A 20601-nucleotide genomic window follows, 5' to 3' on the forward strand; every position below is an offset into this window, starting at 1 on the left:
AATAAACGAAGGACCAATAAATCATGAAGGAGGAATAGCAATGAATATTACCGAAGTCATGACAACCGATGTTGAAAGTTGTACAGTGAAGAGTTCTTGCAGTGATATTGCTCTAAAAATGAAAGAGCTTGAAGTAGGCTCTATTCCAATTTGTGAAGATGAAAGACTAGTAGGAATCGTAACCGATCGTGATATTGTCATAAAAGGGATAGCAAATAATCTATCAGGTGAGACATCCATTTCAAAGCTTATGACGGAAGATGTTATAAAAGGAACACCGGATATGTCAGTTGAGCAAGCGGCAGAGATCATGTCACAGCATCAAATTCGCCGTCTTCCTATTGTCGAGGGTGAGAAATTGGTTGGAATGGTATCGCTTGGAGACATAGCAGTCCACAATGAATCAACAAAAAAAGCCGGAAAAGCCCTTGAGGACATTTCCATACCTGCTGAACCTAATTATAATAATTAACTAAGAAAAGATGAAAGGAGAGAGATAAATGCCGTTGTTGGAAATAAGCATTATACCCATTGGAACGAATTCTACCAGCTTCAGCTCAGAGGTCACCAGCGTTGTAAAGAAAATTGAAGAAAAAGGATTAACCTATAAGCTGACTCCAACCTCAACTGTCATTGAAGGAGAAATTGATCAGCTATGGGACATTGCCAGAGACATGCATCAGGTAGCATTTTCCTCAGGTCCGGACCGAATTGTGACAAACATAAGCATCGATCACCGTACAGATAAACAAATGGATATGAAGCATCAGATCGATTCAGTTAAAAAGGATTTAGAATAAGAAAATAAGTCAAACAGAACACCCCATACTTTGTGATGTAGAGGGGTGTTTTTACATATCATAAATTTCCAAAATCTCAATTATCCATTTTCTCTTTCAAAAACTTCCTTTAAATCATCCTGTATACTTTCATCCGCTAGTTTTAAATTTGATCGATATGCTGCTCTACACATCAGATGTGCTGCAACAGGGGTTGTAAGAAACACAAAGAAAATCCCCAAAATTAATCGAATACTGAAATACCCCTCAGATATCCAAAAATAACACAGTGTCCCCAATAATGTACAAAGAACTCCGAGTGTTGAACTTTTTGAAGCTGCATGTGAACGTGTATATAAATCCGGAAATCGTACTAAACCTACAGCACTAAGAAAAGTGAAGATCGTTCCTACCAAAATTAGTAATGCCGGGATCAGTTCACTTGTTTCGTTTGCGAACAATAACAACACCTCTTTCAATAAATCTGGCAAAGGCAATGGTACCTACAAATGATAAAATACCAATTAACAGGATGATCTCCAATATGGCATGACTGTCTAATAAAACAGAATAAATGGCTACACCAGCAATAATCGTTATACTGATTGAATCTAAAGCTTGCACTCTGTCAGCAGTTGATGGACCTTTAATTACTCGATAAAGTGCCGCTAAAATAGAAAGAACCAATAAGAATAGCGATATGTTTAAAATGATTTCGGTCATTTCCTTGTCACATCCTTAATTGCCTTTTCAAAGATTTTACTCGCTTTTCTCACAGATTCTCCTGCTTTTGGTAGATCCAAGGCATGAACATAAAAGACTTTAGAGTCTGGTGAAACTTCAATAACGACTGATCCCGGAGTAAGATTAAGCAACAACGAAAATATGGTTACTTCTAAATCTCCTTTTAGATCCGTTTCTACTGTAATAATTCCCGGTGTTAGGCTAACTCTAGGTCTTATTATATGTCCTACAACAAAAATACTCGATGTGATCAATTCCCTTATGAAAACCAAAAGCAGTTTTAAAATGGAGCCCAATTTACTCAAATAAAATTCTTGTTTATAGAACCGTCTTAGGATGAAAAGGACTATAATTCCTACCAAATAGCCGCTAAAAAAGGCTAGAAAGCTCCATTCATCTTGGAGAAACATCCACAAGAATGCAATAAATAGGTTGATTAGTACCTGTAAAGGCAATCAAACCACCTCTTTTCATAATTTCAAGAACTAGATACTTTAAGGAATCTGTTTCCCTTGAAATACCGCCTCAATATATGCAGTTGGATTCATCAGGTCTTCGGCAGCAAGGTTAATATAGTTATATATTCCTTCCGCCCCGACACCTAATAGTATGGTCAGGATTGTTAGTATACCTATTGGCAACATGATCCCCTTTGTTGTTCCCTTTTCCATTTCCTTACTTAGATATCCTTCTCCCCAAAAGCCATTCATAAAAATCTTCATCACCGAATACAGAACCATTAGACTAGTAAATAGTCCTACACCGCCAATCCAATAATAACCTGCCTCAAAGGTACCCCGTGTTATAAATACTTTCCCTATAAATCCGCTTAAAGGCGGAATGCCTGCTACTGATAAGGAAGTGATAAAGAACATCCAACCTAAGTAAGGATGTGTCCGAATCAGGCCACTTATCTCTTTAAGCTTACTTGTACCGGTCAAATAGATAATGGTTCCCCCAATCAAAAACAGAAGAGCTTTAATAATAATGTCATGAATAAGGTAGTAAATGGACCCTCTAAACCCTTCTACTGTGTAGGAAGCAAGGCCAGTAATAATAAAACCGACACCGGTGATAACATTATAGGTTAAGATTTTCTTGATATCCCAATATGCTATTGCTCCAATTGCTCCCAAAATCATGGTTAAAACCCCTAATATCCCTATAAATAAATGAGTAATTTGAGGCTCATGATAAAAGACGAGCGTAAACATACGAAATAGTGAGTAGATACCGACCTTTGTAAGTAATGCAGCAAATATCGCGGCAATTGCAGTAGGTGGAGCACTATATGAACCTGGTAACCAAAAGAAAAGAAATAGCGCTGCTTTCATACTAAATACAATAATGAAAAGAATCGCAACAGTAGTAATCAGCCCTCCTTGTCCTACTTCTGCAATACGTGTTGAAAGGTGTGCTAAATTTAATGTTCCTGTGATTGCATACAAATAAGCAATCGCAAGTAGAAACAAGAAGGAAGATACAATATTAACTAATATATATTTTAGCGACTCCCGTAATTGAAGCTTTGTACCACCTAATGAGATTAAGACATATGAGGCAATCAGCATCACTTCAAAACAAACATACAGATTAAATAAATCTCCCGTTAAAAAGGAGCCGTTTACTCCTGTTAAAAGAAACAATATTAATGGGTAAAAGTAAAACTCTTCTCTGTCTTTACCGATTGTTTTAAAAGCGAATAGCAAACAACATAATGCTACAATGCTCGAAATCAATAGTAATAATACAGAAAACATATCAGCCACAATGCTAACACCAAAAGGTGCTACCCAGCCACCCAATTGAAGTGTTTGAATGCCCATATCTTCTATTTGTCTGATCATCACTAACGCAATGATACTAATTAATAAAATTGCCAGAACACTTACTATTCTTTGAAATAAGATGTTTTTTCGAAAAACAATCAAAATCATGCCTGCAATAAGAGGTATGATGATCGGCAGTATAATAAGATTATTCATGTTCATTACCCCTTATTTGATCTATATCAACAGTTCCTAACACTTTATTCGCCCGATAGCTTAACACTAAAAAAAGCGCTGTAACTGCAAAGTTTATGACAATTGCAGTCAAAATCAATGCCTGCGGCAGAGCATCTGTATACGTAACATTTTTTTCACCTATGAGTGGCAGTCCTCCTGTTTTTAAGCCACCCATCGTAAGAATCAGCAGATTAATCCCATGGCTAATGATAGATGAGCCAAGGATGATTCTTAATAAATTCCTAGACAAAATCAAATAAGTACCGATCATAAAAAATAGGCCAACAAGGATTGATAGTAATGTCTCCATTTTATCGATCCTCACTTATTGTCATAATAATCGTTACAGCTGTACCAATAACAGCCAAGGCAACTCCTATATCAAAAAGCACTGCAGTTGCAAGTTCAGTTTCTCCGAAAATAGGAAGATTAAAATAGTCAAATGTTTGAAATAAGAATGGTTGGCTAAACAACATTCCCCCTATTCCAACAAATACTGCAATTAATACACCTACTGCAGCAAGTTTTGTAAAATCAACAGGCAAATTCGCTTGAACACTTTCTATATCAAATGAAATAAATAAAAGAGTCAGTGCTGCAGCCATACTAAGGCCCCCGATAAATCCTCCTCCGGGATTATGATGACCAGCAAAGAACAGATCAATGGAAAAAGTGAGAATAATAACGACAGCAATCTTTGTAACAGAATGAAGAATAACGTCATTTGGGCTAGTAGAATGTTTCATTATTTTTCACTCCCTTTTAATCGTAGTTTAATTAAAGTGAATACTCCCAAGCCTGCAATACATACGACTGAAATTTCCAGTAACGTATCAATGCCCCTAAAATCAACCAGAATGGCATTAACGATATTTTTTGCCCCTGCAAGTTCGTAGGAATCCTCGAAATAAGTTGAAATAGGTTCAAACAACCGTGTACCATTTGCCGACAGAGCCATAATCGTAACAGTTAAACCAACACCAAACGATACAATAAAATTTGTTAATTTAAATCTTACTCTTCCTATATTTTTTCCAAGTTCCGGTAAATGGTAGAAACAAAGTAAAAATAGTGCAGTTGTGATCGTTTCTACAACCAACTGGGTAAGAGCTAAATCAGGTGCACGGAAGATGACAAATAACATCGACACTAGAAAGCCAAGTACACCAATTAATACTAAAGATGTCATTCTCGACTTCACAAAAAGTACGGCACCTGCAGTTAGTAACATTGCCACTAATAGTCCCATCTCGAACAGTGTGACAGGTGCATCTTTCGAAGAGTCAAATGAGATTCCATTGAAAAAGAAAAGAGAACCACCCAGCATCAAGATCATAAATAGGAAAATATAAATCAAATACTGTCGGATTGATCCAGTCATATACTTTTCGGTAAGAAGACGTGATGATTGTTCAGATTTCTCAATTCCCAGATTATACAAGTTGTTCAGCTTCAGACCCTCAGGATATATTGCATACACTTTTTGCCACTTCTTTAAGAGAAGATATAAAACAGCTCCAACTAATACAACACCTATCGTCATAAATAGTTCTGTGTTCCACCCATGCCAAGCACTTATTTTCACCTCAAATACGCCGCTCTTCGCTACATTCGGTAAAACAGCATGTAAAGCAGGTTTCAACAGATAGTTTGCAAGGACATTGGGGAAAAAGAAAATGACAATCACAAGCGAAGCTAAAATAATTGGTGATAGTAACATGCCAAGTGGTGCTTCATGTGCTTTTTTCCCCAATTTTTCTGGCTTATATTCACCAGTAAATGTCTTTAATAAAAGAATCATGCAGTAAATAAATGTAAAAACACTCGCAATCCATGCAATAGCAGGAATCATCCATCCGAGGGTTTCCATATTAAAACCGCTCATCTCTTTTGCTTGTAACACACTTGTGAAAAACATTTCTTTACTTAAAAATCCATTAAACGGAGGTAATCCTGCCATCGCAAAGCTTCCAATCAGTGTTAATGAAAATGAAATAGGCATAATATGAATTAATCCGCCTAATTTCCGAATGTCACGTGTCCCTGTTTCGTGGTCAATAATTCCCACAACCATAAACAGACTCCCTTTAAATGTAGAATGATTAATTAAGTGGAAAATGGCTGTAAGGATAGCCCCTGCATAGATAGCAGACTCATCTCCAAATCCATCATATAATGAAACAGATCCAAGGCCGAAAAGACTCATAATCAACCCTAATTGACTGATAGTGGAATATGCTAGCAACGCTTTAAGATCCGTCTGTTTTACCGCATTTAACGAACCATATAATAATGTAATTAATCCAATGCTTGAAACGATCCAAAACCATTCAGCACTTCCGCCAAATATAGGAGTGAAACGTGCAACAAGATAAATTCCCGCTTTAACCATTGTCGCTGAATGCAAATACGCACTAATTGGTGTAGGTGCTTCCATTGCATCAGGTAGCCATATACTGAACGGAAATTGAGCAGATTTTGTAAATGCACCCAAAAGAATGAGGATCATCGCGGGAATAAAAAAGGCATGTTCCTTTACTGCAGAAAGCTGTGTCATCATTTCACGAATGCTGTACGTATCAGCCATAATCGATAAAAGGATAAAACCTGCAAGCATAGCAAGCCCGCCAAATATGGTAATGAGCATTGACTTAAGAGCTCCATAGCGTGATCCTTTACGCTGATACCAGTAAGCAATTAATAAAAATGAAGAGATACTTGTTAATTCCCAGAAAACGTATAAAACTAGTATGTTATCAGAGAAAACAACACCAAACATTGCTCCCATGAATAACATGAGATAAACATAGAAATTATGAAGTGATTCACGTTCAGCTGATAAATAATAGATGGAGTAAAGAATAACCAGGGTACCTACTCCTGCTATGAGTAGTCCAAAAATAAGACTTAGTCCATCTATATATGTTGTATAATTAATATTTGCAGAAGGCAGCCAAGGTACTGTTTTCAATATGACTTCTCCCTTGGCGACAACAGGAATATACCTTAACAAATAAATAAAAATAATAAGAGGTACAAACAATACAAACCAACCAGTGTGAATCTTCGGGGAAAATCGTTTATATAAAAAGGGAACGAAAAAAGCAAATATAAATGGAATCAAAATCATGATATATAACACCGACAAATTGATCCCCTCCTTTGGCAAGTTTATTTACAAAGATTAATAGGTTTTATCATAGTTATTCTCAATGAAATTTTTATAAATATAGGCAAGTTATATTTTCTAAAAAAATTAGTTTGACTGATGATTGTACAAGATGCTATATTCATACATAGTCTGACTTAAATAGTGGTAAATTATCCTATTAAATACACATACGAGGTGGACTTTAAAATGAAAAAAGTAAAAGGTCGCATGGATGAAAGTATTCTCGTGTGCGTTTATTATGGACCAAATGGAGAACGTCTCATCCAACGTGGTTGCAAAATTGCAAATATGCTTGATTGCCCACTTTATATTTTAACGATTGATCCAAAACCTTTTGATGATTTGGATGCTGAGAAATCTCTTTATATAGAAAGATGGAAACACTTAGCTAAACTTCATAATGCTGATGAATTCATTATAAAAGACAATGAAAAACGTCCAGTTTCAAAAGTCATTGCTGATGTGGCAAGGGAGAAAAACATTACTCAAATTATTCTTGGACAAACTGCCCAAAGCAGGTGGGAACAAATAGCCAAAGGTTCTGTCATCAATTCCTTATTACGTGATATCCCATTCACAGACCTTCATATCATTTCTGTTTCACGTGCACTTAAAGATGAAGAGGGGCAATTTGAAAAAGGGGTTAGAGCTTATCTAGTGAAGGAAAACGAAAAATACCGTTTATCCTTTACCCACACAAAAGATATTGAATATGAAGGAATCTTCTTTAAAGAACATGGAACCGACTTTAATAATGGAATCTTTAAGTTTATGAAAAGCAAAGAAACCTTACAAGTCCGAGTTACTGACGATGTAATTGAAGATTTCACAAATGTTTCCCGGACACTAGAAACCTATAGTGAAAATCCTGACGAAAACACTTAACTCTACATCTATATTTTTAGCCTCTGCTTTGTTTTAAGCGGAGGTTTTTTTGTTTACTTATTTTGAGGTAACACAAACACATGAACTTACAAAACCAGCTTTATAAATTCACATCCACTTTAATAACTTGTTTTTCATCTTTATCGATTCCTATATATCGCAGTGTTTCTGCAGAAGAATGATGATGATAAATCGACATCAAAATGGAAATAGCTATTCCCTTCCGGTAAGCATGGTAGCCAAAAGTCTTTCTAAGTGTATGTGTTCCCACTTTGCCGTTAACTCCTACCTCCTTAGCTGCATTGTTAATAATACGATATGCCTGCTGACGAGTAATTGGTTTAAGATCCTTTTTTGACTTAAATAAATAATCTTCCATTTTAAAGTCATGTTGGGCAAAGTAATTTTCTATTTCATATTTCACTGCATTATTTATAAAGTATCCTATTACATCATCTTCTTCGATATAAAGGAATTCTTTAACCTTTTCACCATCAAAAACATCCCTTACCTTCAAAGCAAGTAAATCACTGATTCTCACCCCTGTATTAATACCAAATACAAAAAGCAAAAGGTCTCTTTGTGATTGTTTTTTTAATTTCTCTTTTATCGCATTTATTTGTTCAATGTCTTTGATCGGATCGACATATTCCACAGGAAAGTTCCCCCTTATGTTACATAACTATATCCTATCAAAAATTATGTAACATTACAATAATCTTGATTGCTTCATAATCAATTTTCAGTCTGCCGGCATGTTCAATTATTATGCCCAGCCTTATAAAATCAATGTCAAATGAGGATTTCCATTAACGTTACTTATCCTTCACTATTACAAAATTATGTAACATCAATTTTATATAGAACATGAAAGAGGTACTCCTTAATACTTTATAGAAACAAATAAAAAATGCCCTCACACTAAATGAAGGCATTTTAATCGTTAGCTAATTAGATATGTTTCAAAAACCTTAAAAATGTCGGATAATTAACTCCTGTTAAATAATGATTTGCATAATATACTCCAGCTAATATGATAAGCAGTGATAAAACTGTAAAGATAATAATCGGTTTCCACTCTATCACTTTTAATAATTCCTTCATCTTTCTCCTCCTCATAGATTTATCTGAGATGGAAGGAGCTTAAGCGAAAAAATTAGAGTGGTATTTGACCTCATATAGAAAACTCATTTTTTGTGGTATTGTTTCAACAAAATAATCACAGCAATTTTCAATAATGAGATATTCGAAAATAGGAAAAATGTGTATGTGAAGAACAAATGAAGGTTTATGCTTTTCATTTACTAATTTAGGCACTGAAGGTAAAGCGACTTTTATATCATTATGAATAGTAAAAGGAGTGATTGATGTATCTTCTATATTTAAATCAAATTTTTGATTTTCTATATTGAAAATAGGAGAAATAAGCAGCACAATCATGATGGCGATCCGTATACATTTTATGATCATTTTCACTTACTCCTCCTCTTCCCTCTTACAATTTTTTAATGAGCTTATCGAACGTATTATATCATCATTACATATACCGGTCGATAAGTCATTTAGCAACCGATATTATAAGTATTCTCTTCTAAGTACAGACTACAGGAAGCCTAACTCTCACAACTGGATTAATCTCAATGTAGAAAGAATAATGAAAAAAATATTTTATGGTAGACTTAAATAGGAAAAAATTTTGAAAAGAGGAATTTTATGAATGTAAGTGAAAAACATAAACCGTTTAAATTAAGAAAGATTTTACAAGGATTAATGGTCATTATCGGCGGGATAATCGCTGCATATGGACTGGAAACAGTATTAATTCCAAACAATGTTTCTGATGGCGGGGTAACAGGACTAAGTATCGTCGGATCAAAACTATTTAACATACCTTTAGGAGTTTTGATTGCCGGCATAAACATACCATTTATCTGGCTTGGATATAAACAAATTGGTAAGACCTTCACAATATTATCGATTCTTGGAATAGCTTCACTTGCTTTAGGGACAGTGTTCATGCACCATATTCCTGCAATTATTGAAGGAGATACACTGTTAGTTACTGTTGTAGGTGGGATTATCCTCGGTTTTGGAATGGGATTAGCACTGCGTAATGGTGGCGCATTAGATGGGATTGATATGCTTGCCGTCCTACTATCTCGAAAATTACCATTTGGGACAAGTGATCTCATCCTATTCTTAAACATCTTTGTATTCATTTTCGTATCAACCGTATTTGGTCTTCAAGGAGCTATCCTCTCGGCGATCGCTTATTTTATTGCTTCTAAAGTCATTCATATTGTTGAAGTAGGATTAAGCGGCTCTAAAACATTCCAAATTATTACAACAAAACCTGAAATAATGATCGAGACAATTCGCGATCGTTTAGGCAGAAGTGCTACATATAAAGAAGCTTACGGCGGCTTTTCTAATGAAAAATTTAAAGAGATCACATGTGTCATCAACCGCTTGGAAGAAACCAAACTTAAAGAAATTATAAATGAAATCGATGGAAGTGCCTTTGTTACCGTTTATGATGTTGCTGAAGTTAAGGGTGGTAATTTTAGAAAACATAATATTCATTAACCCTGCCTATATGGGATAAAATATGTAAACTTGAAAAGGCGCAATTTTATAAGTTGCGCCTTTTTGGTCTAAAAAATTAAGAAACCTGTCCCAATTGTAATAATTATCCCGCCAATAACCTTGTTTTTTGTTACTTTCTCCTTTAAAATCACAAAACTTAGAATCATCGTGATAACAACACTAGCTTTATCAATAGGCGCTACCACTGAAACCTTTCCAATAGCTAATGCAGCAAAATAGCAAAGCCATGATAAACCTGTCGCCACACCTGATAGGATTAAAAAGAGATATCCTTTTGAGGAGATTGCTTTCATTTCTTTCTGATTTCCTTTTAAAAACACGATTGCCCATGAAAAAAGTAAAATAACGATTGTTCTTAAAAAAGTAGCAACATTTGAATCCACATCTTCAATTCCGATTTTTGCTAATATTGCCGTTAACGCTGCGAATACAGCCCCTAATATGGCATACACAATATAAATTTGAGAACCGGTAAAACGTTTCTTTTCTTCGTTTTTCCCAATCAACACAAAAGTACCAACAGCAATCAATGCTCCTCCAACCATAATATGCGGGACAGCTTGCTCTCCCAAAAACACAATTGATAATATAATTGTTAATACAACACTTGATTTATCGATTGGTATTACCTTGGAAGCATCCCCCATCGCTAGCGCTCTGAAAAAAAACAACCATGAGATCCCTGTTGCTACCCCTGATAACAGGATAAATAGTAATGCTTTTGTTGAAATCATGGTGATGGAATGAAGCTGATCTGTGATTAAAACAATGATAAAAGCCATGATTAATACAATAATTGTACGGATAGCTGTTGCTAAATTAGAATTCACATTCTCCATTCCGATTTTAGCCAGAATTCCTGTTATTGCAGCAAAAAAAGCTGCAAGTAATGCCAGCGTGACACTCATATTACCCCTTCTTTACTCTTAAATTTCTCCTATAAGAGTATTAAATCTGTTACAACAATTAATTCTGTCATCTTTAGAAAAATAAGATCTCATACAATATGGGAGTTTCTAGAACTAATTATTACGATAAATTTTAATCGATATATTCAAATAGTACAATGTAGGTTCCATATTTTTTCATAGGAGCTCTACATATTTTGTTCAGTCTGTCCCCCACTTAGTCCTAACAGTTTCGTATTCTTCTTTTGTTAATGATAAAACAGACCCATGTCTTTTTTTAGTAGAGCCCAAAGAGTAAGTCGTTTTTACCTTTTCAAACTCACAACTTGAAAGATCTCTAGTGAGTAATGGTAGATATCCCTTCCCTGTCGAATATTGATCAACCAATAAACACCATTCTTTTTTCTCATGAAATTTAAAAATCAATGGACCTTCAATATCTTTTCCAGTTAATCCGGTTGAAGCTTCTAAGGTTCCAATCTTTCTCCACAAACCTAGTATTTGCTCACTATTTTCTATTGTGATTTGTCCATCTCCTGAATATCGATAATACATTTTGTTATCTCTAATAATCGTTGTATCAATAATATGGGTATCATCTGGACGTTCAATAAACAGCTTTGGTTTTGTAAAAGTATAGAAATCCCTTGTCTTTGCATAGTAAATATTATGGGTTCCAAATTCACCTTCAACCAAGACTCTTGAAGCCCAAAATACAATATATTCCCCTGTTTTTTCATCATATATTGCCTCAGGAGCCCACGCGTCTCCTGCATTTTGCGGAGCCACTTCAATCATCCTAGGATCTGACCAGTTTACTAAATCATTTGATTCCCAAACAATAATAGATGTGCTTCCTGCAGTTTGTGCTGCATCCCAACCTCTTCCATTTGCAATCCGTAAATCTGTAGCGATAATGAAAAATTTATCTCCTTCCGCTGATCGCAAGATAAAAGGGTCTCGCACTCCATGTTCACCTATATCGGAGAGTAAAATTGGTTTTCCACTATTCAAATCACTCCAGTTCAAGCCATCTGTGCTGCATGCAAAGTAAATCTGTTCTCCTTTTTCATGCTCACCTGTAAAATGAACCATTAAATAAGCATGAAAACTCATTTCTCCTGGTTTTGCCATCACTTTAAGCGAAATTTGCTTATTTTCATTTAGCTCTCCAACAGTTATAGATGCAGATAATTGTACTGGTGTATCTGTTTCAGGTCTGGATACAATACCTGCAGGAATATCATCATACCCCTCAACCTTTTCGTTTTTCACATTTACGATATCCGGTCTACTCGTTTCCCAGGTTATTGTTGCTCCTTTAATAGATAACGGTAAAGAAATATTCCCCCTAATGTCATCCGCATGTGGAATATCCAATTCTTTTTTTATTGATTCAATCATTTCCTTATCCGATAATCTTGTATCTCCCATTGAACATTCCTCCCCATTAAGTAACTAACACTTTTACAAATGTATTTAAAAGCTACATATAAAATGTCACATAGCTAGCTGTGAATCAATATAGATTTTAGATTATACCTTATAAATATCAGTAGAGTTTTCATGGAGATGTAACTGTTTGTTTACCTCGATAATTGTCAGGGTATAAAATAGTAACCACCTTTTAACATTTTATACTATAAGGAGGATATTTAATGGACCGGGAAAAAGTGCAGCAAAAGAAAAAGAATAACCCTGATAGATTTAAAAAAGATAGGGAAAGTCAGCAGGAAGTTGATCAACTTGTGATGCCAATTGATGATCTACCTCTAGAAGATATAAAAGAGGAAAAAAGAGAAGAACGAGACAAGCATGATACAAAAGATCAATCTTCCAGCGAAAAAAAATATAAACCCTAAAATAGAAAATAGCAGTGGTAATCCTAATCCCACTGCTATTTTCTATTTTGTTTCATTTAAATAAGGACGCCTCTTAATGAAAAAGGCGTCCTTTCTTTAATTTTTAGCAGCTTCGTGGAATGGACATTTTCCTGTCATTGGTTTTGCATCATCACCAATAAAGTATTGTTTCCATTCCCTGTGATCAGGATCACCATAATGACTTATGTTTGGATGTTTCGGAAGCTGATCCCATTTTTCCACACGTTCTCTCACTTTCTCTCTGGACATCGCTCCTCCTTTGGACGTTCCTTCTAACCCTTCAAAAATACGGCGTGGCTGAAAACCTAAAATGAGGCTGTTTCCTAAGTTTCTTGTTTTTCGTTGTTTGTACGCAGGTGCATTTCCAAATACAAAAAATGGTTCATTCGCAAACGAAAATGCCCATAAATGATGGTCCGGATCGTACGGAATATCCTTCGGCCACTCTCTTTCATCATGTTTATGTAGATATTGCAAGATTTTCCAAAAGTAATTCCGGTAATATGAAATTGATTTTTCCGTCTCCTCCGGCTCTACGAAAAGAAATAATCCATGCCGAACAAGCTTAGGTGCTTGAAATAATTCTATGAAGCTATTAATTGTATCAGGTAATTGTGACCAATTATCATGTGTAATGTATGAGTAACGAAGTTCCCCTTTATTCTCAGCACTCATCCCAAAATAACACGGAAAAGTAGGATCTGTAACTGTTGAGTGAAATGTCTGATATTCTTTGAGTACCCAATCTGGAACAATTTGATCGTTTACCATGTCTTCCTTTGTTAACAATAAACTCTTCTTTTTTGTTTGCATTTCATCACCTTCTATAATTAGTTTATTCATAAACAACTTTCTATTTTTAAACAAAGAGACTGCATATAAGCAGCCTCTTTCATTGATTATTCAGATTAAGCATGTTTTCGCATACTCTTCATAACAAAACTAACAACAAATACCAGAACAATCGCTCCGATTAAAGCTGGAATAATATAGAAGCCTCCTGCTTCCGGACCCCATTGTCCCAATAAAAGAGACCCGAGCCATGCTCCAATAAATCCGGCAATGATGTTACCAATAATCCCTCCTGGAATATCTCTTCCTGCAATTAGACCTGCTAACCAACCAATAATTCCACCTATAATTAATGCCCAAAGAAATCCCATTTTTCATCTCTCCTTTTTTATTTTTTAAAATGTGTTTACTAGTAGATACCCATTGTCCGAATTGATAAACTTTCATTTGCATATTTTTTCAGAAAAACTTGTTACTCATTTATTTTCTCTTTTTAAAAATTAACCCTTTCCCCCACCTTTACGACCTGCTTTCTTCTCCTATCAGTTTCCTAACATTCTTTTTAGTCACTTTCATTCCTCCTTTGAAGAAATATACTAGTTAAAATGTTGTCCTTTATTAGACGTATAAAAACAATAACCAACTTTTTTAAGTAATAAACCTATTTTTTCAAAATAACTACTTTCACTCATTTTCAACTATTCTATTTTCCTTTACTAGTTTTAGTATCTAAAGTTTAAGGGTAAATAATCTTTAAGAAAAAATGAGGTTAGGATTTAATTAAAGAAATAAAACAAATTAATGGAAAGGATGGAGTTAATGATGGGAAGTAAACCGAACCCCACGAAGGATTTTATCATGGAAGAAAAACCAAAGACGACAAATGAAGAATCTCAAGAAGGAACTAGGAATGATCCTGTTGCAGAAATCAGATCGGAAATGCCATCCAAAGAACAACAAAACGGTGTCGATATTACAAATCCGTATGAAATCGCAAAACGTTTAATTGAACGAGCAACAGAATCATTACAACTACCAAAAGGAGTTTATGAGATTTTAAAAAAACCGACCAGAGTAATGAAAGTTTCGATTCCAATTCGTAAAGATAATGGTGAATATGTAAGCTATACCGGTATTCGTTCCCAACATATTGATATACTGGGCCCTACAAAAGGCGGAGTTCGATTCCATCAAAACGTTACCGAGGATGAAGTAATCGCCTTATCCATGTGGATGTCTTTAAAATCTGCCTTGATCGGTTTACCATTTGGAGGTGGAAAAGGAGGAATTATTGTCGATCCGCATGAACTATCAAATCGTGAGCTTGAGGAATTAAGTCGAGGATATATCAGGGAATTAGAGCCTATTATTGGACCTGCAAAAGATGTCCCTGCTCCTGATGTCAATACAAATCAACAAATCATGGGATGGATGCTGGACGAATTTGATCGGTTATCAGGACGTAGTGTTCCCGGCTTTATAACAGGGAAACCAATTGTGATAGGTGGGTCAGCCGGACGAATTGAAGCAACCGGGCGCGGGGTCGTCATTTCTATTATTGAGGCAGCTAAACGTTTGAATCTCAAACTTGACAACCTAACCGCAGTCATTCAAGGTTTTGGAAATGTTGGTTCCATTACTGCAAAACTATTACATCAACATGGAGTAAAAGTGATCGCTATTACGGATGCAAAAGGTGGAGCTTATTCACCAAATGGTTTAGATGTTATGAACTTAATAGACTATGTTAATGAAAATGGAACAGTAAAAGGTTTTAAAGATAGTATGAATATTACAAATAAGGAACTGTTTTCACTGGATTGTGATATTCTCGTACCGGCAGCATTAGAGAACCAAATTACAAGTAAAACCGCCCCTACTATTAAAGCAAAGATCGTAGCTGAAGCTGCTAATGGACCAACTACACCGGAAGGAAATCATGTAATGGAGGAAAAAGGGATATTTGTCATTCCGGATATATTATGTAACGCCGGTGGTGTAACCGTTTCCTATTTTGAATGGGTTCAAAATTCAATGAACTATTTTTGGAAAGAAGATGAAATTAATGAAAAACTCGAAGAGAAATTAGTTCATGCATTTGAAAGTGTATATATGATGAAAGAAGAGAAAAAGGTTAGTATGCGAGAATCAGCCTATCTGGTAGGAGTTGGAAGACTAGCAGAAGCCATGAAGGCCCGCGGGTGGATTAAAAATTGGAAAATGCCGATTGATTGTTAAGAGAATAAATTTATTTAAACTCCATAAGACAACCAGCTTCATATTAATGAAGCTGGTTTAATATTTTCAAGGACCGTATATCCTGTTTTGTTTCAACTGTTCCCAGATGATAAATTTTTTCATATAGCTTTGTAAGTAAACGATGCTGCTCTTCTCGTGCTTCTATACCATTTTCTTCATTTAGTGATGTGAGAATTGGCTTTGGGTCATATTCCGTCATTTTGATCTCTTGTAAGATACTCTCAATTTCCTCCAGTTGCTGCTTCGATGCCTCTATTTCATAATAATGAAAGTGATCATCAAATGGGGAATCTTGAATATCCCCGACTTCAACGGATACATAGTATTTTTCTGACATTTTAATCGCTCCTTGACAACTTTTTTTATTAGGCATATGGTTAGTAACAATTTGATGTGAAACTTGGGCATCTCAAAACGCTCTGTTATTGATCGTTTTAATAAAAGACAAAACCGACTATGTTCTACTGCAAGTTGTCTTCCATCACCACTATGAAGGACAAAACAAAATAAGTACCACTGTCTGTTGTCTTCCATCACCTCTAAGAAGGACAATAACAACTAAGTACCACTGCCAGTTGTCTTTCATTCACACCAAAAGGGACAAAACCAGTTTTACAGAACTGCATGATTTGCAACATACTATATTCCCTGATTTTGTCCCTTCAATGGACTTCCATACTTATTCTGTTTCTGGATTCTTATTTTCGTTATCTACATCATCCTTTTGTTCTCCATCACTAGGACCATTATCTTGATCAACTCCATCAGCACATCCAGCAAGGCCTCCTAAAGTTAAAATAGCAGCCATACCACCAACAATTAATTTTTTCTTCCAACTATTATCCATTATTAATTCCTCCTTCTAAGTATGTTAGGTAGGTTTTACCCTTCTTGAAATGCATTCAAACATAAAAAAGAAATTTAAATCTCTTAATCATATGTACCTATTCATTTAATCTACTGAAACGATAGACTATTTTTTCTATGAATGGGTTTGCATTTATGTTTTATAAAAAGGTGGACGGGTATGAGACAGATTAAGAAAACGTTAATCATATTGGGGGAGTATTCATGTTCGGATTTGAAGACATGGGAAAATTCTTTCTTTCCCTTTTCTTAGTACTACCTGTCGTTACCATCATTCATCAGAGCGGTCATTTATTTTTCGCAAAGCTATTAGGATGTCATGTAGATATTCATATAGGTACAGGAAAAACACTTTGCAAGGTAGGTCCCTTTTGTATCCGTAAGGTCTATTTTGTTGATGGTTGGTGTGAATATAAGGAATTACATCATAAAAAAAATGGAAAAGTCAAAAAGGTGCTAATATTTCTAGGTGGTTCTATCTTTAACATATCAGCCATTTTTCTTGTTAATGGTTTAATTCTTCAAGGGACCCTTAAACCTAGTCTTATACTCTATCAATTTGTTTACTTTTCTGTTTATTATGTGTTTTTTTCTCTATTTCCGGCCCAATTCGTAAATGGTTGTCCAAGTGACGGCAAAGCCGTCTTAAACATCATTTTTAATAAACCCTTAGAAAAAGATCCTATTAATTAACATTAAAATGTAAAGATTCAATCGTATTCAACCATGTTTAGCGTTTCTTATTTAGGGAAACTGTTTAGAAAAAACATTGGTGGTTGCTATGAAAAATAAAAAACAAAACAAACAACAAGAAAGTCAGTACCCTAACAGACAATATTATTTTCCTGAACAAATTATCGAGTCCTTTATTTTAAAAGGAAAAGATTCACTACAAATGACAAGACGTGCACAATTTATTCTTTCAATTATGGCAGGAGCATTTATTTCATTCGGTGCCCTCGCTTCCGTTTTACTGTCCAGTAATATTGAGAAAGCAGGTTATTTTCATCTTTTATCAGGTATTGGTTTTGCCATTGGATATGCTATGATTTTTTTATCAGGATCCATTCTTTTTACAGAAATTAATGTTTTACTGCCAAGTTACATATTGCATAGTCATTACTCTCTAAGCAAAAAGGTATTACAGTTCTGGCTGGTTTGTTATATTGGGAATTTCCTTGGCGCTCTTTTTGTCGGCTTTTTACTTAATCTTTCAGGTTCATTGGATAAAGAATTTTATGAAGGTCTTCTCGTTTTTATGGAGAAAAAAATGCAATTCACTGAGCGCGGAACATGGGGATGGTTCCAAGTTCTTTTTTCAGGTATTCTAGCTAACTGGTTAATTGGGATTGCTGCGGTTTTAGGGACAGCTGCAAGAGATGTATCAGGAAAAATATTGGGTATTTTCCTTCCTGTCATTATTTTTGAAGCTGGTAATTTCCAACACGCGGTAGCCAATATGGGATATTTCAGCATTACTTTGTTAGAAGGCTTTGAGTATAATTGGTTTCAATTAATATTTTTTAATATTATCCCCGCCTCTATAGGAAATTTAATTGGCGGAGGGATATTAGTTTCACTTTTATTATCGTTTGCTTTTAAAGAAGATATTGATGAAGAAGTACTTGAAGAGGAATACGAAAATAAATAAATCAATTCAAAACCTCTCCTTTGCTGAGAGGTTTATTTGTTTAATCTTTCAGCATATAGATCTTACGTGACTAACTACATGAATTAGCTTCCCACACCAAATTAAAGCGTGTGATTAGGTATTAACTCCCCTTTATTGTCATTTCCAATGATAAATTTTTCTTAGAGAGTCCACTTGTTTTCGTTATAAAGATTACATTTGTGCTATAATAAGAACATATATTAATAGATATATATGCTTATTTTTGAATGCATATGGAGGTGAAATGATGAAATGTGGTATGGTCAAAAATGTAGTGATCATTTTCTTGCTTGTTAGTGCTTTAGCTATTCCTACCTCAGCATTTGCAACTTATGGAAATACATACACGGATCAAAACTTTTTTGAATCCATTTTTAGTTTCTTTAATGGAACTGGCGAAAAGTACTCTTGGGGTAATGATAAAGATGATTGGGATGATGAGTGGAAAGGCCCGAATAAGGATAAGCATAATTGGGGTCATTGGGATGGCTGTAAAAAAGGGAAAAACAACCGTTGTATAGAATCCATAGATATATGGAAAGATTGGTACTGCTGGAAGGATAAAGACCGAAATGACGGACATGATTATGGTTGGGACGATAAACACGGGTGGTATGATAAGAAGGATTATAGTTGGGTTGATGATAACAAAAATAAATGGTTTAGCTGGATATGGTAAACCATTTATAGAAAAACCTTTTAGAAAGTATGGTATTACATAAGTTGGCATGATAAAGATTATTAATTAACTGCTATAGAATTCAATTTCTGCTTGTAGACAATGCCTGATATTCAGGTAGGTCTACGAGCTTTTTTCATTCAGAAAATGAAAACCTCATAGTAACGTTCATATAAGTTTTTCTGTTTTTTTCCCAATTACGTATATATAATGAATTCTATAAGTTACAATTAAATATTCCTAAACCACTTGAATAACACACACCTATCATAAGTCTTGGAGATGGGAAAAATCATAATTAATATATGGATTACATATACTTAACTAAACGAACTAAATGAGGGAAAATAAAGTGACAGAACAAAATAAAATTAAGTTTATTGTTGATGAACTGTTAAAATTGTCTGACCGTTTCGTAACAGTTAAAATAGAAGATAGATGTCCTTTGAATCGAAATATTGGCGGGAAGTACAACCTGCAAGAGCATGCCATTACATTATATGTAGATGAAATAAAAAAACAGTGCGAGTTATTATTCCCCGGCAAAAATGTATTCCTCGATTACACTGCTGTCATTCTTGCTCATGAATTCGGACACGCAACTGATCAATCTCTTTTAGCTTTGATTGAATTGCATGAGAAAACAAAGGAGCCGCTACAAAGAAGACAAATAGACTTCCTTATTGAGTTTCAAGCGTGGAAAAAGGCAAAAAGACTAGTACCAAATATTCCGGCCCCTTTTTTCAATTATATAAAACACCATTCTTTAGAATATTATTATAGCGAAATGAACAAATATTACGCAGTTTAATTCAAGATTGATTGTATACATCGGAACTCAAAATAGAAGCCTATAAGATTGTATAGGCTTCTATTCTGAGTTCTCTTTGTTTTATTTGATACCATTAAATAAAATTAATCATTTTCTCGTTGTTTACTGCGTGCTTCTCCACCTTTTTCACCAATCTCTTGGTAAAACTCTTTATCGTGGTTTTCAGAAGTAGCTTCTCCGCCTTTTTTACCAATTTCTTGATAGAACTCTTTATCATGGTTCTCTGAAGTAGCTTCTCCGCCTTTTCGGCCAATCTCTTGATAAAATTCCTTATCGTGATTCTTTGAAGTGGCTTCTCCACCTTTTCTACCAGCTTCTTCTACCGTCATTTTTTTATCATCGTTTTTAGCCATTTTCAATTCCTCCTCGAATAAGTAAAATATGTTGTCCTTTCGGACTTAGTGAACTATAACCGCTTTGATAGGAAAGTAAACCTCTATTATTAAATAAAGTCTAGAAATCTACTTCACAACTTTATAACTAGTTTTGTACATTCTATAATGGGGAATTTACTAG

26 protein-coding genes and 1 pseudogene are annotated in these 20601 nt (G+C 34.9%); 10 read left to right on the forward strand and 17 right to left on the reverse strand.

The features are described from left to right. The first annotated feature begins 40 nt into the window (after positions 1-40). Together AC0L8O_RS16605 and AC0L8O_RS16610 are read left to right on the forward strand one after the other, a co-directional pair. Positions 41-472 carry a CBS domain-containing protein gene (locus AC0L8O_RS16605; RefSeq protein ID WP_473443880.1) on the forward strand — a complete coding sequence of 144 codons (432 nt, stop codon included), beginning with the start codon at positions 41-43 and terminating at the stop codon, positions 470-472. A 28-nt stretch (positions 473-500) separates the two neighbouring features. Then, entirely contained in the window at positions 501-800 is a 300-nt protein-coding gene (locus AC0L8O_RS16610; protein WP_473443881.1) for an MTH1187 family thiamine-binding protein, read from the forward strand. Between the two features lie 80 nt (positions 801-880). Here the strand turns inward: AC0L8O_RS16610 and AC0L8O_RS16615 are convergent, their stop codons facing one another. From AC0L8O_RS16615 to AC0L8O_RS16645, 7 genes are read right to left on the reverse strand one after another with little or no spacing between them, the layout of a single operon-like run. Next, positions 881-1240 carry a Na+/H+ antiporter subunit G gene (locus AC0L8O_RS16615; RefSeq protein ID WP_226527165.1) on the reverse strand — a complete coding sequence of 120 codons (360 nt, stop codon included), beginning with the start codon at positions 1238-1240 and terminating at the stop codon, positions 881-883. Next, positions 1218-1502 (reverse strand): Na(+)/H(+) antiporter subunit F1, encoded by a 285-nt coding sequence (locus tag AC0L8O_RS16620; RefSeq protein ID WP_026559796.1) that lies wholly within the window; start codon positions 1500-1502, stop codon positions 1218-1220. Before AC0L8O_RS16620 ends, AC0L8O_RS16615 begins: the two co-directional genes overlap by 23 nt. After that, positions 1499-1978: a Na+/H+ antiporter subunit E gene (locus AC0L8O_RS16625; protein ID WP_473443884.1), complete on the reverse strand. Its 480-nt coding sequence runs from the start codon at positions 1976-1978 to the stop codon at positions 1499-1501. The genes AC0L8O_RS16620 and AC0L8O_RS16625 overlap by 4 nt, the downstream gene beginning before the upstream one ends. Before the next feature lie 39 nt (positions 1979-2017). Next, on the reverse strand, positions 2018-3508 hold the full coding sequence (locus AC0L8O_RS16630; RefSeq protein ID WP_473443886.1) for a Na+/H+ antiporter subunit D: 1491 nt from the start codon (positions 3506-3508) through the stop codon (positions 2018-2020). Next, entirely contained in the window at positions 3501-3839 is a 339-nt protein-coding gene (locus tag AC0L8O_RS16635) for a Na(+)/H(+) antiporter subunit C (RefSeq protein ID WP_078435021.1), read from the reverse strand. The genes AC0L8O_RS16630 and AC0L8O_RS16635 overlap by 8 nt, the downstream gene beginning before the upstream one ends. A gap of 1 nt (position 3840) precedes the next feature. Beyond that, positions 3841-4275: a Na(+)/H(+) antiporter subunit B gene (locus AC0L8O_RS16640; RefSeq protein WP_473443888.1), complete on the reverse strand. Its 435-nt coding sequence runs from the start codon at positions 4273-4275 to the stop codon at positions 3841-3843. Beyond that, a complete protein-coding gene (locus AC0L8O_RS16645) occupies positions 4275-6677 on the reverse strand; it encodes a Na+/H+ antiporter subunit A (protein ID WP_473443890.1) in 2403 nt (800 codons plus the stop codon). The genes AC0L8O_RS16640 and AC0L8O_RS16645 overlap by 1 nt, the downstream gene beginning before the upstream one ends. Positions 6678-6887: 210 nt before the next feature. Between AC0L8O_RS16645 and AC0L8O_RS16650 the strand changes: the two genes are divergently transcribed. After that, positions 6888-7586, forward strand: a complete 699-nt coding sequence (locus tag AC0L8O_RS16650) for a universal stress protein (protein ID WP_473443892.1) — start codon at positions 6888-6890, stop codon at positions 7584-7586. A 100-nt stretch (positions 7587-7686) separates the two neighbouring features. Here the strand turns inward: AC0L8O_RS16650 and AC0L8O_RS16655 are convergent, their stop codons facing one another. The 3 genes from AC0L8O_RS16655 to AC0L8O_RS16665 form a co-directional block, all read right to left on the reverse strand. Next, complete coding sequence (locus tag AC0L8O_RS16655; protein ID WP_473443894.1) at positions 7687-8241, reverse strand: tyrosine-type recombinase/integrase; 555 nt, start codon at positions 8239-8241, stop codon at positions 7687-7689. 296 nt (positions 8242-8537) lie between these two features. Next, positions 8538-8690 (reverse strand): hypothetical protein, encoded by a 153-nt coding sequence (locus AC0L8O_RS16660; RefSeq protein WP_473443896.1) that lies wholly within the window; start codon positions 8688-8690, stop codon positions 8538-8540. A 39-nt stretch (positions 8691-8729) separates the two neighbouring features. Then, positions 8730-9062: a hypothetical protein gene (locus AC0L8O_RS16665; RefSeq protein ID WP_473443898.1), complete on the reverse strand. Its 333-nt coding sequence runs from the start codon at positions 9060-9062 to the stop codon at positions 8730-8732. 237 nt (positions 9063-9299) lie between these two features. Here AC0L8O_RS16665 and AC0L8O_RS16670 point away from each other — a divergent pair, with 237 nt between their 5' ends. Further along, positions 9300-10172: a YitT family protein gene (locus AC0L8O_RS16670; RefSeq protein WP_473443900.1), complete on the forward strand. Its 873-nt coding sequence runs from the start codon at positions 9300-9302 to the stop codon at positions 10170-10172. 68 nt (positions 10173-10240) lie between these two features. Here AC0L8O_RS16670 and AC0L8O_RS16675 read toward each other — a convergent pair whose 3' ends face one another. Both AC0L8O_RS16675 and AC0L8O_RS16680 read right to left on the reverse strand, forming a co-directional pair. Then, positions 10241-11101 carry an EamA family transporter gene (locus tag AC0L8O_RS16675; RefSeq protein WP_473443902.1) on the reverse strand — a complete coding sequence of 287 codons (861 nt, stop codon included), beginning with the start codon at positions 11099-11101 and terminating at the stop codon, positions 10241-10243. 201 nt (positions 11102-11302) lie between these two features. Further along, positions 11303-12535: a glycoside hydrolase family 43 protein gene (locus AC0L8O_RS16680; protein ID WP_473443904.1), complete on the reverse strand. Its 1233-nt coding sequence runs from the start codon at positions 12533-12535 to the stop codon at positions 11303-11305. A 224-nt stretch (positions 12536-12759) separates the two neighbouring features. Here AC0L8O_RS16680 and AC0L8O_RS16685 point away from each other — a divergent pair, with 224 nt between their 5' ends. After that, the gene (locus AC0L8O_RS16685; protein ID WP_026559784.1) at positions 12760-12963 is read left to right on the forward strand and encodes a hypothetical protein; all 204 of its coding nucleotides are present in this window, start codon (positions 12760-12762) and stop codon (positions 12961-12963) included. Between the two features lie 96 nt (positions 12964-13059). Here the strand turns inward: AC0L8O_RS16685 and AC0L8O_RS16690 are convergent, their stop codons facing one another. Then, positions 13060-13827, reverse strand: a complete 768-nt coding sequence (locus AC0L8O_RS16690) for a YqcI/YcgG family protein (protein ID WP_473443906.1) — start codon at positions 13825-13827, stop codon at positions 13060-13062. A 65-nt stretch (positions 13828-13892) separates the two neighbouring features. Next, positions 13893-14147 (reverse strand): GlsB/YeaQ/YmgE family stress response membrane protein, encoded by a 255-nt coding sequence (locus tag AC0L8O_RS16695; protein WP_026559782.1) that lies wholly within the window; start codon positions 14145-14147, stop codon positions 13893-13895. Between the two features lie 568 nt (positions 14148-14715). On the opposite strand from AC0L8O_RS16695, the gene AC0L8O_RS16700 reads away from it, so the two are divergent. Continuing rightward, a complete protein-coding gene (locus tag AC0L8O_RS16700) occupies positions 14716-16014 on the forward strand; it encodes a Glu/Leu/Phe/Val family dehydrogenase (RefSeq protein ID WP_473448963.1) in 1299 nt (432 codons plus the stop codon). Between the two features lie 43 nt (positions 16015-16057). Here the strand turns inward: AC0L8O_RS16700 and AC0L8O_RS16705 are convergent, their stop codons facing one another. Both AC0L8O_RS16705 and AC0L8O_RS16710 read right to left on the reverse strand, forming a co-directional pair. Continuing rightward, positions 16058-16372, reverse strand: a complete 315-nt coding sequence (locus tag AC0L8O_RS16705) for a hypothetical protein (RefSeq protein WP_368658811.1) — start codon at positions 16370-16372, stop codon at positions 16058-16060. Between the two features lie 342 nt (positions 16373-16714). Then, entirely contained in the window at positions 16715-16882 is a 168-nt protein-coding gene (locus AC0L8O_RS16710; RefSeq protein ID WP_198025697.1) for a hypothetical protein, read from the reverse strand. A gap of 224 nt (positions 16883-17106) precedes the next feature. On the opposite strand from AC0L8O_RS16710, the gene AC0L8O_RS16715 reads away from it, so the two are divergent. The 4 genes from AC0L8O_RS16715 to AC0L8O_RS16730 all read left to right on the forward strand — a co-directional run bounded on the left by AC0L8O_RS16715 (position 17107) and on the right by AC0L8O_RS16730 (position 20064). After that, positions 17107-17595, forward strand: a complete 489-nt coding sequence (locus AC0L8O_RS16715) for a site-2 protease family protein (RefSeq protein ID WP_026559780.1) — start codon at positions 17107-17109, stop codon at positions 17593-17595. A gap of 88 nt (positions 17596-17683) precedes the next feature. Next, complete coding sequence (locus AC0L8O_RS16720; protein WP_473443909.1) at positions 17684-18553, forward strand: formate/nitrite transporter family protein; 870 nt, start codon at positions 17684-17686, stop codon at positions 18551-18553. Between the two features lie 265 nt (positions 18554-18818). Then, entirely contained in the window at positions 18819-19253 is a 435-nt protein-coding gene (locus AC0L8O_RS16725) for a hypothetical protein (protein ID WP_473443911.1), read from the forward strand. A gap of 352 nt (positions 19254-19605) precedes the next feature. After that, positions 19606-20064 (forward strand): hypothetical protein, encoded by a 459-nt coding sequence (locus AC0L8O_RS16730; protein WP_026559778.1) that lies wholly within the window; start codon positions 19606-19608, stop codon positions 20062-20064. Positions 20065-20171: 107 nt separating this feature from the next. On the opposite strand, the pseudogene AC0L8O_RS16735 reads toward AC0L8O_RS16730, so the two are convergent. Then, positions 20172-20438 (reverse strand): annotated as a pseudogene (locus AC0L8O_RS16735) (KGG domain-containing protein); the annotation flags it as partial. Between the last annotated feature and the right edge of the window lie 163 nt (positions 20439-20601).

It is taken from the genome of Metabacillus sp. KJ11-3, assembly GCF_055808295.1.